The 14169-nt window shown below is 37.6% G+C and carries 13 protein-coding genes; 6 read left to right on the plus strand and 7 right to left on the minus strand.

All coding sequences use genetic code 11. The features are described 5' to 3' along the window. On the minus strand, window positions 1-532 hold a 532-nt coding region (locus Q4D72_RS11015), incomplete at its 3' end, for a hypothetical protein (RefSeq protein WP_303077909.1). Between the two features lie 161 nt (window positions 533-693). Here Q4D72_RS11015 and Q4D72_RS11020 point away from each other — a divergent pair. After that, window positions 694-1125 (plus strand): lipocalin family protein, encoded by a 432-nt coding sequence (locus Q4D72_RS11020; RefSeq protein ID WP_303077910.1) that lies wholly within the window; start codon window positions 694-696, stop codon window positions 1123-1125. A gap of 13 nt (window positions 1126-1138) precedes the next feature. Continuing rightward, window positions 1139-1846, plus strand: coding sequence for a lipocalin family protein (locus Q4D72_RS11025; RefSeq protein ID WP_303077911.1), 708 nt, complete (start codon window positions 1139-1141; stop codon window positions 1844-1846). A gap of 148 nt (window positions 1847-1994) precedes the next feature. Here Q4D72_RS11025 and nadD read toward each other — a convergent pair whose 3' ends face one another. The 4 genes from nadD to fahA form a co-directional block, all read right to left on the minus strand. Next, window positions 1995-2585, minus strand: coding sequence for a nicotinate (nicotinamide) nucleotide adenylyltransferase (gene nadD, locus Q4D72_RS11030; RefSeq protein ID WP_303077912.1), 591 nt, complete (start codon window positions 2583-2585; stop codon window positions 1995-1997). Next, window positions 2586-3155 (minus strand): guanylate kinase, encoded by a 570-nt coding sequence (gene gmk, locus Q4D72_RS11035; RefSeq protein WP_303077913.1) that lies wholly within the window; start codon window positions 3153-3155, stop codon window positions 2586-2588. It abuts the gene before it with no gap. Between the two features lie 435 nt (window positions 3156-3590). Further along, entirely contained in the window at window positions 3591-4445 is an 855-nt protein-coding gene (locus Q4D72_RS11040) for a YicC/YloC family endoribonuclease (protein ID WP_303077914.1), read from the minus strand. A gap of 24 nt (window positions 4446-4469) precedes the next feature. After that, on the minus strand, window positions 4470-5771 hold the full coding sequence (gene fahA / locus Q4D72_RS11045) for a fumarylacetoacetase (RefSeq protein ID WP_303077915.1): 1302 nt from the start codon (window positions 5769-5771) through the stop codon (window positions 4470-4472). Window positions 5772-5992: 221 nt separating this feature from the next. Between fahA and glyA the strand changes: the two genes are divergently transcribed. Continuing rightward, entirely contained in the window at window positions 5993-7267 is a 1275-nt protein-coding gene (gene glyA, locus Q4D72_RS11050; RefSeq protein WP_303077920.1) for a serine hydroxymethyltransferase, read from the plus strand. 69 nt (window positions 7268-7336) lie between these two features. Here glyA and secA read toward each other — a convergent pair whose 3' ends face one another. Both secA and Q4D72_RS11060 read right to left on the minus strand, forming a co-directional pair. Then, entirely contained in the window at window positions 7337-10696 is a 3360-nt protein-coding gene (secA, locus tag Q4D72_RS11055) for a preprotein translocase subunit SecA (protein ID WP_303077916.1), read from the minus strand. Window positions 10697-10846: 150 nt separating this feature from the next. Next, the gene (locus Q4D72_RS11060; protein WP_026193747.1) at window positions 10847-11068 is read right to left on the minus strand and encodes a DUF2795 domain-containing protein; all 222 of its coding nucleotides are present in this window, start codon (window positions 11066-11068) and stop codon (window positions 10847-10849) included. A 471-nt stretch (window positions 11069-11539) separates the two neighbouring features. On the opposite strand from Q4D72_RS11060, the gene Q4D72_RS11065 reads away from it, so the two are divergent. The 3 genes from Q4D72_RS11065 to Q4D72_RS11075 all read left to right on the plus strand — a co-directional run bounded on the left by Q4D72_RS11065 (window position 11540) and on the right by Q4D72_RS11075 (window position 14108). Beyond that, entirely contained in the window at window positions 11540-12838 is a 1299-nt protein-coding gene (locus Q4D72_RS11065) for a site-specific integrase (protein ID WP_303077917.1), read from the plus strand. Between the two features lie 26 nt (window positions 12839-12864). Then, window positions 12865-13695 (plus strand): hypothetical protein, encoded by an 831-nt coding sequence (locus Q4D72_RS11070; RefSeq protein WP_303077918.1) that lies wholly within the window; start codon window positions 12865-12867, stop codon window positions 13693-13695. A 104-nt stretch (window positions 13696-13799) separates the two neighbouring features. Beyond that, window positions 13800-14108, plus strand: a complete 309-nt coding sequence (locus Q4D72_RS11075) for a helix-turn-helix domain-containing protein (RefSeq protein ID WP_303077919.1) — start codon at window positions 13800-13802, stop codon at window positions 14106-14108. Window positions 14109-14169: the final 61 nt, after the last annotated feature.

The following is a 14169-nucleotide window of genomic DNA, read 5'->3' on the forward strand; positions in this document are numbered from 1 at the left end:
GGTATGTGTTTTTTATATTACGAGAAAATATTTCGGGGGTGAGGGTGTGGAGGGGAATAATGTAAAAGTTTAAGTTGTATTCTATTTCAACTTCATTCTCAGTATTATCAAAACCCCTGATATGGTCTCCTCGGCATAATTCAACATTTTTTGTTTTATCAAAACTCGCGTTATTTGCTCCTTGGTCTACGGAACAAGAATGATGCCAGCCAAAAGCCCAATATCGTCCAGAATCCTTAAACCACCCATATATGTTCAACAACTTAGGCTCAAAGTCAAAGAAATAATTTATCGGCAAATGGTGAGTACCTTCACCTCCTCCCCAAGACAACATTACTCGTCCATTGAGAGAAAATCGAAAATCTGAATTACACAAATTATCATCATTCCAAGCTCTTAATACAGAGTGTCTTGACAAAAACAAATATTTATTTTCTTTTTTTTTGACTTCATCTACTTGAAGAGAATAATCTTGCCCTAAAGCAAAATTTAAGGTAAAAACAACGAAAATGAATAAATAATATTTCTTCATAAGAAATTTTTTTGACAAAAGTAAACATTTTTTATACAAAAAGTTGCATAGAATGAAAAAAAAGTATTTATTTGCAACCCGATTAGGCATTTTTCTGTTTTTCAGAAGTTAAAAAGATGACTAATCGTTTATTTTCAGTATAATTTTTTAAATATCAAAATATGAGAGCAATTATTTATTTTTCAATTCTTTCTCTTTTGGTTGTTTCTTGCAAACCAAAAGATGATACTCCTTCAGTTGTAGGTACGTGGAAAATCAGTTGGGCAGCTTACTGGACGGGCTTAGGAAAACCCGGTATGGGAATGGCACAAGGAGATGCTTGGACGAGTGAATGTCAAAAACAGGAAAAGTTTATTTTTTCAGACAAAAAACTTAAAAAATATTCATACACAAAACAACAAGACGGTTCTTGCTTGGAAGATGTTATGGAGGCGTCCTATTCTATCTCAGAGCACACATTAAGTTATTCTTCTTTGGGGAAAAACGAAAGTTTTGAATTTAAGGTATGGGATAATGGAACTGAAACCAGAATGTTAATGGTAGAAACATTACCCGACGGAAAGAGAATAGCCCGATATTATGTAAAACAATAAAAATCTTTTTATTATGAGAAACATTTTAACATTTGTAATTGCCGTTATCACTATGGCGTGCAGCAAAAACAAGGAAGACCACTCTGCTTTATACGGTGAGTGGGCGTTTCAATCAGAAACTAAAAACGGAGCAATAGGTGAAAACCCGTGCAAAGAGTATTCCTACATCATCATAACGGAAAACACCTATGAAACACATGATTTTAGAACAAAATCTACCGGATGCAAAGAGGATGTAGCCAAAGTAAATTACACCGTTTCGGGCAATCAAATAACTATTGAGGTTGGAGGACAAAAAGCGTCAGCTTCATACTCCATAAAGGGAGATATTTTAACGCTAACGTTACCGTCGGGGGTTGTTACTACCTACAAAAAGAATGCACGTAAAACACCGCCTGCAAACCCTTTTATCGGAACTTGGAAGCTGGAAGCCATTTCAGATGCAGGTGAGTCTGTTACTCCTGATGCTTGTATGAAACAAAGCACTTATGTTTTTTCTGAAAAAAGTGTAAAAGTAACTCTTGTTGAGAAAAAAGGTAATTCTTCTGAATGTATATCACAAGTATCAGAGGCTACCTATACCACCTCAGACAACAAAATTGTCATAACAGAAAAAGGAAAAAGCGTTGAATATACCTTCTCAATCGAAGGCAATGTTTTAACGCTTTCCGGCATAGCAGAAAACAAAGAGCCTTACGCTTTCACATTCAAAAAACAATAGTTTTATACTTCAATTTAACAAAAAACGCCCATATGTGGGCGTTTTTGTTTTATAAACTTTATCGCAAAAATTGGCTATATCAATCTTTTTATACCTTTACGTTTCAATACTAAAAACCATCAAAAAAACGATTGATTTTCAGTCGGTTTTAGTGAGAATAAAATCCCATTTGGTCAATATATTGCCACACTTTGGCGTCCAATAGCGGACGCACATTTCGTTTTTCTTTTATTTCATTGCGAATAAAGGTTGCCGAAAGTTCAACGATTGGAGCGTTTATTTTTATTATATTTGAATGATTATCAAATTCCTGGGGAATTTTTCCTTCGGAAATTCGTGGATAAATAAAAATACGATAATTTTTCAGAATATGTTCGTAATTCTTCCATTTATGAAGACTTTTCAAATTATCCTCGCCCATTATCAGCGAAAAAGCAATATTGGGATGTTTTTCTTCCAAATAAGCCAACGTATTGACCGTGTAATTAGGCTGCGGCAGGTTAAACTCAATATCGGACGTACGCAATTTATCGTAACCTTCCAATGCCCGATGCACCATCTCTAAACGGCTGTAATTATCTAACAATGAATGCTTTTCCTTAAACGGATTTTGAGGCGTAACCACAAACCAAAGTTCGTGTAAATCGCTATGTTCCACCAAATGATTGGCGATAATCAAATGCCCCACGTGAATGGGATTGAACGACCCGAAAAAAAGTCCCACTTGCTTTTTTTTCATCTACTTTACATTTAAAAATTTAGCAACTTCATTTTCAGCATCTTGCAGAGCCTTTTGCAAATCATCGTTTTCAATAATGACGTCAAATTTATGTGCCACGGCAAGCTCTTGTGCGGCTTTGTCCAAACGCATTTTGATTTTGTCTTCGGTTTCGGTTTGTCGCTGGCGTAATCGTTTTTCCAACTCCTCAATGCTTGGAGGTTTTACAAAAACAGCCAGACTTTGGTCAGGAAATTTTTCTTTAATCCGCAGACCGCCAACCACATCAATATCAAAAACCACGGTTTTACCCGCCGCCCAAAGGCGTTCCACTTCGGTTTTTAGCGTTCCGTAGAAATTTCCTTGATATACCTCTTCCCATTCCAAAAAATCATCGTTTTTGATTCGTTTTTTGAATTCATCTGCCGACAGAAAGTAATATTCTTTACCGTGTTGTTCCTGTCCTCTGGGAGCACGAGAAGTAGCTGATATTGAAAATGATAAGTTTAGTTTATCCAATGAAAGCAAATGCCTCACGATGGTGGATTTTCCACTTCCGGAAGGTGCCGAAAATATGATTAGTTTATTCATTTTAGTATTCGTTATATAATAAATGATTAAATATCTTTAAATAGTCAAATTAGTTACAAAACACTAATTTTTAAGGGCTTCGGGCAAAAATACAACAGAAAAACAAATTTTCCTATTTGTACAAAAAGAATTTAGCGAAAATTAATCCATTGAGCGTTGTTGGTGTTAAAAATCAAATCTGTGCAACTAATAATCTGTTAATTAGCAATAGAAAATTTTCAACAAATATACATCAGTGATATTAAAAGTATAACTCATTCACTTTAATTCATCTAATGTCAATCCTCCTTTGAAAGAGGTATTTGAGGAACGGAGAATGTTATAAATACCGAGTGGAGCATTCACATAACCTCGCTAAACAAATAAGCTCATAACAAATTAAAAACAAAAAGGTTAGCTTGATTAGCTAACCTTTTTTATCATCATTTCAAACAATTACAAAACGTTCAGAACCTGTTCTTTAATTTTTTCAAGTTCGTCTTTCATTTGCACCACAAGTTGCTGCATTGGCGAAAAATTGGCTTTTGAACCAAGCGTATTTATCTCTCTACCAATCTCTTGCGATATAAAACTGAGTTTGCGTCCGTTGGATTCATCTGAGTTTAGCGTTTCAATAAAATAATCCAAATGGTTTTTCAAACGGATTTTCTCTTCCGTGATGTCCAATTTTTCCAAATAAAAAATAAGTTCTTGTTCAAAACGATTGGCATCAACATTCTGAATTTCAGCTACCGCCTTTTCCAAACGCTCGCGAACAAGCAACAAACGCTCGGGGTCTAATGCCTCTACTTTTTGCAACAAATCACGAATATTTTGAATGCGCAAAGCAAAATCTTTTTTCAAAACAGTTCCTTCTTCGGTTCTGAATTGCTGTAAATCAGCAATTGCCGCATAAATTTGCTGAGTAACTGCCTGAATTTCATCAGCCGAAATACTCTCTACCGACGTTTGCAAGGCATCGGGCATACGCACCGCCATTTTCAGCAACTCGGTAGTGTCGCCATCAACAATATTTTTCATCTGAGCGATGTACGATTTCACTGCATTTTCATTGATTTTCACCGAAGTTTGGGCATTGGTGTTTTCAACAAAAATACTGAAATCAATTTTACCCCGTTGCAATTCATCTGCCAGAATTTTCCGAAACTCCAATTCTTTATCCCTATATATCAAAGGAATACGCGTATTGATATCGATACTCTTGCTGTTTAACGATTTTATTTCGATGCTAATGTGTTTATCGGCAAGTGAAACCACACTTTTGCCAAATCCTGTCATTGACTGTATCATAAATCTCGTATAATCATTTCTAAATTAATTGCTTAAATTCTTTTTAAGCCACGGCGCCAGCAACATATTGCTCACCTGCCCAAACCCAATGCGCAAATTGTGTTTTTTGCAATGCCCTGAAATCGTAATCGTATCATTATCATTTAAATAAATACGATTCGTACCGTCATTAAGCCGTATTTGATGTTCTCCTCCATTGGTTATTTCAAGCAACGAACCGCCACTTTCAGCCGTTCCGCCCGAAATAACGCCACTCGACATCAAATCACCGCTATTCACCTTACAACCGCCTATCGTATGATGTGCAAGTTGCTGAGCCATAGTCCAAAAGGTAGTCAAGTAAGTCGTTTTTGAAATCAATGTTCTGTTTCCCTTCTGGTTGGTTAAAAACACCTCTAATTCAATATCATAGGTATGATTTTCTTTTTTCTGCAAATAAGGCAAAGGCTCCGGATTTTGCTTCTCTTTCAGCACTTTAAACGGCGCCAGCGCGTCCATCGTTACCACCCAAGCCGACATTGACGAGGCAAAATTAGTCGCCAAAAACGAAGATATGGGCTGCGTGCGTTCCCAGCGTTGAATGTCCCTCGCCGCCCAATTGTTGAACAGTACCATCCCGAAAATATAATCTTCCGCTTCTTCAACCGAAATACTTTCGCCCAAAACATTCACGTCAGTGGTTATAAAAGCCATTTCCAGTTCAAAATCAATTTCATTTGATGGTAAAAGCGCTAATTTTGAGGCGTCTTTCGGCAAAATTTGTCCAAACGGACGATGAATCGGAATTCCCGAAGGTACAATCGACGAACTTCTGCCGTGATATCCCAACGGAAAACTCAATGGCGATACCAAAAAATCTTCATAATGGTTAATTTTTTTCAAATTTTCCATATGTGAAATTTGGTCTTTACTCGAATAAAAATTCGTATGGTCACCAATTCGCACCGGAAGTTGCATTTCAATCTCCTCTAAATCAAACAGTATCATAGCACGATGTGCCACATTATCACGCAAAACTGGGTTATCCGCATCAAAAATTTCAGCGATACGGTTGCGCACCAAACGCCACGTTTTTTTTCCGTCCGAAATAAAATCATTCAGGCTGTCTTGCATAAAAATATCATCAGCCAACGCAATTCCGTCAAAATATCCCAAACGGTGCATCGCCCCCAAATCAATGGCGGTATCACCAATGCGCGTACCGATGGTAACCACGTCATCGGGCGTTAAAAACACACCAAAAGGAATGTTTTGTATCGGAAAATCAGAATGTAACGGAACAGTAACCCAAGTGTGATGCAGTGGTGAAACCGAACTTTCAAGCATATTTTTCTTCTTTATTATTTAATTTTTCAGCAAACAAATATATTATTTTGTGGTATATAAATAAAATTTTTATTGAAAATATTTAAAAAAAGAACATTTAGTACACATAATCCACTGTTAATCAACAAAAATAATTTTTCATAAAAATTTTTCAGAAAAAAAGAATAATATATTTGCAAAAAGCCGTACCTTTGGGGAAATTATTAATATTGCAAGAATTTATGGTACGTGACAAAGAAATTTTTGATTTAATTGAAGAAGAAAGAGACAGGCAACTACGTGGCATTGAGCTTATTGCCTCTGAAAATTTTGTAAGCCCCGAAGTGATAGAGGCTGCCGGTTCAGTGCTGACCAATAAATATGCCGAAGGTTACCCGGGCCGCCGTTATTACGGTGGTTGTGAAGTAGTTGATGAAGTGGAACAACTTGCCATTGACAGAGCGAAACTTCTCTTCGGAGCGGAATACGCCAACGTGCAACCACACAGCGGGTCGCAAGCCAATGCGGCGGTTTATTCAGCTTGCTTGCAACCCGGTGACACTATTTTAGGGTTAGACCTCGCTCACGGCGGACACTTAACACACGGTTCACCCGTGAATTTCTCCGGAAAAATTTTCCGTGCCGTGTCGTACGGCGTTGAAAAGGAAACCGGGCGTCTCAACTACGACAAAATTGCTGAAATTGCCCAAAAAGAAAAACCAAAATTGATTATAGCGGGTTATTCGGCTTATTCAAGAAACATTGATTTTAAACGATTTAGAGAGATTGCCGACAGCGTTGGGGCTTTCCTTCTGGCGGATATCGCTCACCCTGCGGGGCTCATCGCCAAAGGATTACTAAATGATCCCATTCCGCATTGCCATTTTGTAACCACCACCACGCACAAAACCCTTCGCGGGCCTCGTGGCGGACTTATTCTAATGGGTAAAGATTTCGAAAATCCGTTCGGAATCAAAACTCCGAAAGGCGAAACCCGAATGATGTCATCGCTTATTGATTTGGCGGTTTTCCCTGGAAATCAAGGCGGACCTTTAATGCACATTATCGCTGCCAAAGCCGTTGCCTTCGGTGAAGCTCTTTCCGATAACTTCCTGCACTACACCATTCAAGTGCAAAAAAACGCACAAGCCTTGGCAAAAGCACTTATTGAAAAAGGGTACGAAATTGTTTCGGGAGGAACGGATAATCACCTAATGCTCATTGACTTACGAAACAAGAACATCAGCGGAAAAGATGCCGAAAAAGCGCTTGTTAAAGCCGATATTACCGTGAACAAAAATATGGTTCCGTTTGACGATAAAAGTCCGTTTGTAACTTCAGGGATTCGTTTGGGAACGGCTGCTGTTACCACACGCGGACTCAAAGAGACTGATATGCAAACCATTGCCGATTTTATTGATGAAGTAATCAATAATTATCAAAATGATGAATATTTAGATGACGTCGCCGACAGAGTAAACGAATTTATGGAATATTTACCGCTTTTTGATTCGTAAAAATTAGCTTCTGTTCTAAATTAAAAATCCCCTTGAAAATCAAGGGGATTTTTAATTTATTCATTTTTCTTATTTATTAGGCACAACCACCCACTCCCCTTTTTCAATAAGCGGAATGGCTTGCTTGTACTTCATTTCTTTTCGCTCGCCGGTGCGGATATTCTGAACCGTAACCCGTTCATTTCTATTGATTTTAGGTTGCTCACGAACGATGGTTTCTACCACTTGCGGACGTTGGTGCGATTGCTCCATTGCTTGTCGGTGGCGACTTGCCATCTCATCGGAATTCAGCACTTCTTCTTTTGAAGTTTGATAATTTTCCGGTTTTTGAACCGGTCTCGCCTCTTCAACGGGTTGCGTTTGCTGTGGCAATTCCGCTTTGAACAAGAATGAAATAATTTCTTTATTCACCTTGTCAATCATCGTTTTGAAAAGCTCAAAAGCCTCGAATTTGTAAATCAAAAGCGGGTCTTTTTGCTCGTGAACCGCCAATTGCACCGATTGTTTCAGTTCGTCCATTCGGCGTAAGTGCGTTTTCCATTCCTCATCAATGATTGCCAGCGTGATGTTCTTTTCAAAATCATTAATAAGTTGCTTTCCGCCAGACTCATAGGCTTCCTTCAAATCAGTTACGATATTGAGTGCTTTTTGCCCGTCGGTAAACGGAACTACGATTCGCTCGTAAGTATTTGACGGATTTTCATACACATTTTTTATCACAGGGAAAGCAGTTTCGGCACTTTTCTCGGTTTTGGTTTGGTAAAGTGTCAATACTTCTTTATATAATTTGAAAACCAAGTCGTTAGCCTGTGTTTTGGCAAATTCGCCTTCGGTGATTTGTGTTTTCAGTGAGAAATACTTAATCAACTCATATTCAAAGTTTTTGTAATTATTTCCGCCTTTATTTCCCGCCACGATTACCTCACAGGTATCGAAAATCATATTTGCCAAATCCACTTTAAGGCGTTCGCCCTCCAAAGCGTGACGACGGCGTTTGTAAATCACCTCACGTTGAGCGTTCATAACATCGTCATATTCAAGCAAACGTTTACGTATTCCGAAATTGTTTTCCTCTACTTTTTTCTGAGCAGCTTCAATTCGTTTGGTCATAATGGAATGCTGAATCACGTCGCCTTCTTTATGCCCAAGGCTGTCCATTAATTTCGCAATACGCTCAGAACCAAAGAGTCGCATCAAATTATCTTCCAAAGAAACGTAGAAGAGTGAACTTCCGGGGTCGCCTTGACGTCCGGAACGTCCACGCAACTGTCTGTCCACTCGGCGCGAATCGTGGCGTTCAGTTCCGATGATTGCCAACCCTCCGGCGGCTTTCACTTCAGGCGTGAGCTTGATGTCGGTTCCACGTCCTGCCATATTGGTAGCGATGGTTACCACACCGGGTTGCCCTGCTTCTGCCACAATGTCAGCTTCTTTTTTGTGTAACTTGGCATTGAGCACGTTGTGTTTTATTTTTCGCATTGTAAGCATTCGGCTCAACAATTCGGAAACTTCCACTGAAGTTGTACCGATAAGCACGGGGCGACCCGCTTCCGATAGGCGCACAACTTCCTCAATAACAGCGTTGTACTTCTCGCGTTTCGTTTTGTAAATCAGGTCGTTTTGGTCTTTACGGGCAATGGGTCGGTTGGTCGGGATTTCCATCACGTCCAATTTGTAAATTTCCCAGAACTCGCCCGCTTCGGTGATTGCCGTACCTGTCATTCCCGAAAGTTTGTTGTACATACGGAAATAATTTTGTAGGGTAATGGTGGCGTACGTCTGCGTTGCGGCTTCGATTTTTACATTCTCTTTGGCTTCGATGGCTTGGTGCAATCCGTCGGAATAACGACGACCGTCCATTATACGTCCTGTTTGCTCATCAACAATTAAAACTTTATTATCAATCACCACATATTCAACGTCTTTCTCGAATAACGTATAGGCTTTTAATAACTGATTTAAGGTGTGAATACGCTCGCTTTTTACGCTAAATTCTTGGAAAAGTTTTTCTTTCAGAGCGGCTTCTTCCTCAATCGGGAGATTTTGTTTTTCGATGTTGATTATCTCGATGCTCACGTCAGGAAGCACGAAGAAATTTTTGTCTCCGTCGAAAGAAATGTCGGCAAAACCTTTGTCGGTCAGCTCAATTTGATTATTTTTTTCATCAATCACGAAATAAAGTTCTTCATCAACTTTTGGCATTTCGCGATTGTTGTCTTGCATATAATAATTTTCGGTTTTTTGAAGCAATTGCTTAACGCCTTCTTCACTCAAAAACTTGATAAGTGCCTTATTTTTAGGCAGTCCGCGATGTACGCGAAGCAACAGAAAACCTCCGTCTTTGGTATTGCCTTCGGCAATGAGTTTGCGGGCGTCGGCAAGGACTTTGGTTAGGTATTGGCGTTGTTTCGACACCAAATCGGACACGATGGGTTTGAGTTCGTTAAACTCGTGAAGTTCACCCTTAGGTGTTGGTCCTGAGATGATTAACGGCGTACGGGCATCATCTACCAAAACGGAATCCACCTCATCGACAATGGCGTAATTATGAGCACGTTGCACCAAATCGGCGGACGTATGTGCCATATTGTCACGCAAATAATCGAAACCAAATTCGTTATTCGTTCCGTAAGTGATGTCGGCATTGTAGGCTTTTCGGCGTTCTTCGGAGTTAGGTCGGTGATTATCAATACAATCCACCCGCATTCCGTGGAATTCAAAAAGCGGCCCCATCCACGCACTATCACGGCGTGCCAAGTAGTCGTTCACCGTTACCAGATGCACTCCGTTTCCTGTAAGGGCGTTCAAATAAACAGGAAGCGTAGCCACAAGTGTCTTACCTTCACCGGTTTGCATTTCAGCGATTTTCCCTTGATGCAGGGCAATTCCTCCGATAAGTTGCACGTCATAATGCACCATATCCCACGTAACTTCCTTGCCGGCAGCGTCCCACGAATTTTTCCAAATGGCTTTGTCTTCTTCGAGCGTAACGTAGTTTTGTGTTGCCGAAAGTTCTCTGTCATAAGGCGTTGCCGTTACAGTAAGTGTCTGATTTGTAGCGAATCGCCTTGCGGTTTCTTTCACCACGGCAAAGGCTTCGGGCAAGATTTCGTTAAGCGTTTTTTCTGATGCTTGGTAAGCCTCGTTACTTAATTTATCGATTTCGGTGTATAAATCTTCTTTTTTGTCAATATCTTCGGTTTGATTTGCTTGTTGCTGTAAATCAAATATTTTTGCATCAAATTCAGCTCTTGCGTTTTTGATTTTTTCTTTGAACTCAATGGTTTTTGCGCGTAGCTCGTCGTTAGAAATAGCCTCTAAATGAGATGCATAGGTTTTAATTTTTTGTACAATCGGCTGAATGGCTTTCAAATCTTTTTTAGCCTTATCACCTACAAAAATTTTTATTAGTGAATTTACAATACTCATATATATCAGGTTAAAATAATCAAATTTATGTGCGGTTGGACACCAATAAATGTACCAACATAAAAAAACTGACAAAAATTCAGTTTTTTATCAAAAAAACAAAAAAGTCTCTTATCTTTCAAGAGACTTTTGTACTATTTCCACAAATCATTAATATTCATCTTCATTCCAAAAATAATCCTCATCAGAAGGATAATCAGGCCAAATTTCTTCGATAGATTCATACATATCCCCTTCATCTTCAAGAGATTGAAGATTTTCCACTACCTCCATTGGGGCACCGGTTCTGATAGCATAGTCAATCAATTCATCTTTGGTTGCAGGCCAAGGTGCATCGCTTAAATAGGACGCCAATTCTAATGTCCAATACATAATTTCTAACGATTAATTTGTTTATTAGATTAATTTTTTGCAAAAGTAATTTTATTTTTCAACTATACAAATTTTTTATCTCTTTATCCTTACTTTTTGACAAAAAATATAATTTTAATTACGAGCGATTACCAAAAACATTTTAATATACCCTCGAAACGAAAAAATCACATAAATGTAACTTTTCTTTTTAATATTTCGTAAAAAAACAAAAAAAATTAAGCCTTAAAATGTTGTTTATCAACAAATTAAGGTTTTTCGTTTGTACCTGAGGTGGAAATAACACCCCATTAATTTATTAGGTTTTACGTTCGCTTGAAAATCAACAAAAATAACACATAACTTTATTATTTACAATTAATTATATAAAATTAAAAAGTTAAGTGGAGTAAAGTAGAATTAAAAAAAATACAGTTTTTTAGGGGAATATTAGGGGAATTGTATTAACTTTGCAACAAAATAATAAAGGTAATGAAAGTAAATTTTATTCTGAAAGGAAAAAACAACCCTACTAACATCATTTGCCGATTTAAACCAACGCAAAATAACGATTTTTCGTGTGTTACTGGTTTATGGGTAAAGCGTGAGGACTGGCAAGCCACACGCCAACAAATGAAGCAAAAGGCAACCTCAACAAATAAGGACTTAATAAATACAACGCTTCGTGAACTTGAAGTATTTATATTGGACAAATGGACACAGGATATTTTAGCAAAAAAGAACATTCCGAAAATGTGGCTGAAAAACTGCATAAACCTTTTTTTTGGGCGGGCAACCGAAAATGAGCAATACAAAATATATTTTACCGAGTGGATACAAAGATTTATAGATGAAAGCCCGAAACGATTATACAAAGGCAAACCCATTTCACAAAGAACAATACAGCACTACAAAACAACACTAAGCAAGGTACAAAGTTTTGAAAAGCACACTGATACGAAACTACGACACGAAAACATTAATTTAGAGTTTTACAGGAACTTCGTAGATTATTGCCGAAATGTTGAAAACCTAAATAACAATTCAATAGGTAGTTATATATCACACTTCAAATTATGGTGCAAAAACATTGATTTAGAGGGCTTACCCATAAACCCGCAATATAAACACTCTGAGTTTATGGCAGTTTCCAACAAAACAAAGGACACCTATTTGAATGAGACAGAAATAGACCAAATATATAATTTTGACTTTGGTAAGTCCGAAAGGTTAGACAATGCAAGAGACTTATTTATAATTGGTTTGCGTACAGGGTTACGTATTTCTGACTTTTTGAGGCTCAAAGAAATAAACCTAAACAAGGGGTTTATAGAAATTGAAACCGTCAAAACAGGCGAACCCGTCATAATACCTTTACACCCGCAAATTAAGGCAATTTTAGAAAAAAGAAACGGCAAGTTACCTTACACAATTTCAGACCAAAAATTTAACCTATATATTAAGGAAATATGTAAAACCGTAGGTATTAACGAACCCACAGAGGGGGCGAAAATGAACCCCGAAACCAAGCGTAAAGAAATAGGCATTTTTCCTAAATATGAGCTTATTAGCTCACACACTTGCAGACGTTCGTTTGCCTCGAATTTGTACGGGAAATTGCCTAATATGGTTATAATGGCAATCACAGGACACCAAACCGAAGCTGTATTTTTGAAATACATAAAGATAACCAAAAAAGAACACGCCCAAACATTAGCCCGTTTTTGGGCAAAAGAACAAAAGGAGCAAGGGTATGAAACCGTTTTGCGAGTAACAAAAAGCAATGTTTAAACGATATTTAAAAAAGATTTAAAGCAATGAGCAACAAAAATACAGATATAAAAACAATCAAAGTTACAATTAACCCCAATGAAACCAAAGAGGATATACAAAAAACGGTCATTGAAACCCAAAACAAGGTAATGAAACCTTTTGAAACATTAAAAAACGCTTTACCTAAATGGGAAAACCCTATAAATGAGACTATTAAAAACTTCCAAAACATATTTAAGTGGGATAACCCCGTAAAAGAGACTATTAAAAACATTCAAAACATTACGGGGGGTTGGCGTGAAACAATGGAAAAGGTAGAAGCCGATAAACAAGCGTGCGAGGGTAATATATGGTATGAATTGACTTTAAACGAATTAGAAGCAAAAGAGTATGAAATAACACACTTAAAGGCTAAATTAGAGGAGCAAAGCAAGTTAATAGAACTAATACACAACAAAACAAGCAATTATTATAAAGCACCTAAACCCAAAGAAACAAAAAAAATATTAGCCCACACCGACCCAACCAATGAAATGTATCATTTCAAAAACCCTATAATGACACAAATATTAAATTTATTATTTGAGCCTACAAATAGTTATCAATGGGAACGCTTACTAAACGCTGAAACCCCACCAACGCCCATTGAAATAAAACAAAAAGTAGCCTTAAACAACATTAGGTACTTTTTTGATGTACTGGCTGAATGCGAAGTAATTAGAAAAGATTATATTAAAGTATTGTGTGATACAAAATGCATACATCATAAAGGCAAGCCAATAAAAACCAGTCAATTAACAAACACTTTGAAAGAATTAGGCGGAAAATTTTGTAAATTTCATAATGAAATAGAACAAATAAGAGAGTTTAAATAGCATATATCTAAACAAAGAAATTTCCCAACCCAACCCAACATTTAGCCAATGTTGGGTTTTTTGCTTTGTTTCTTTGCACCGTTAATAATTAATTTTTAAAATTTATGAGTGCAAACATCATTCCCGCTATTCAAATACAAGGTATTTCAGCGGAGACCCTATTAGGGCAAATTAAAGAAGTAGTTAAAGAGTTACTACCAAAATCACAACCCCAAGTACAAAACCCTACCGAAAGGTTAATGACACGCCACGAAGTAGCCAATTTTTTAGGCGTTTCGTTGGTAACACTTCACAGTTGGACAAAAGCCAATATTTTAACCGCTTACCGCATTGGTAACAAGGTACGCTACAAAGAAAGCGAAGTATTAAACGCATTACAACAAATGAATAATAAAACACTTCGCAATGAATAAGATAGTACAAATAACAGACTGCCTCGACCTATTGGCGGGCTTTCACTTTTTGCCTCAAACA

This window comes from Capnocytophaga sp. (assembly GCF_030532915.1).
In the GTDB taxonomy this organism is placed as follows: domain Bacteria; phylum Bacteroidota; class Bacteroidia; order Flavobacteriales; family Flavobacteriaceae; genus Capnocytophaga.

Excerpts from the sequence above, each read along its gene's own strand:
- Q4D72_RS11075 (WP_303077919.1), top strand. The coding sequence starts at position 13,800 with ATGAGTGCAAACATCATTCCCGCTATTCAAATACAAGGTATTTCAGCG.
- Q4D72_RS11070 (WP_303077918.1), top strand. The coding sequence starts at position 12,865 with ATGAGCAACAAAAATACAGATATAAAAACAATCAAAGTTACAATTAAC.
- Q4D72_RS11060 (WP_026193747.1), bottom strand. The coding sequence starts at position 11,068 with ATGTATTGGACATTAGAATTGGCGTCCTATTTAAGCGATGCACCTTGG.
- Q4D72_RS11025 (WP_303077911.1), top strand. The coding sequence starts at position 1,139 with ATGAGAAACATTTTAACATTTGTAATTGCCGTTATCACTATGGCGTGC.
- secA (WP_303077916.1), bottom strand. The coding sequence starts at position 10,696 with ATGAGTATTGTAAATTCACTAATAAAAATTTTTGTAGGTGATAAGGCT.
- fahA (WP_303077915.1), bottom strand. The coding sequence starts at position 5,771 with ATGCTTGAAAGTTCGGTTTCACCACTGCATCACACTTGGGTTACTGTT.
- Q4D72_RS11065 (WP_303077917.1), top strand. The coding sequence starts at position 11,540 with ATGAAAGTAAATTTTATTCTGAAAGGAAAAAACAACCCTACTAACATC.
- glyA (WP_303077920.1), top strand. The coding sequence starts at position 5,993 with ATGGTACGTGACAAAGAAATTTTTGATTTAATTGAAGAAGAAAGAGAC.
- gmk (WP_303077913.1), bottom strand. The coding sequence starts at position 3,155 with ATGAATAAACTAATCATATTTTCGGCACCTTCCGGAAGTGGAAAATCC.
- Q4D72_RS11040 (WP_303077914.1), bottom strand. The coding sequence starts at position 4,445 with ATGATACAGTCAATGACAGGATTTGGCAAAAGTGTGGTTTCACTTGCC.
- Q4D72_RS11020 (WP_303077910.1), top strand. The coding sequence starts at position 694 with ATGAGAGCAATTATTTATTTTTCAATTCTTTCTCTTTTGGTTGTTTCT.
- nadD (WP_303077912.1), bottom strand. The coding sequence starts at position 2,585 with ATGAAAAAAAAGCAAGTGGGACTTTTTTTCGGGTCGTTCAATCCCATT.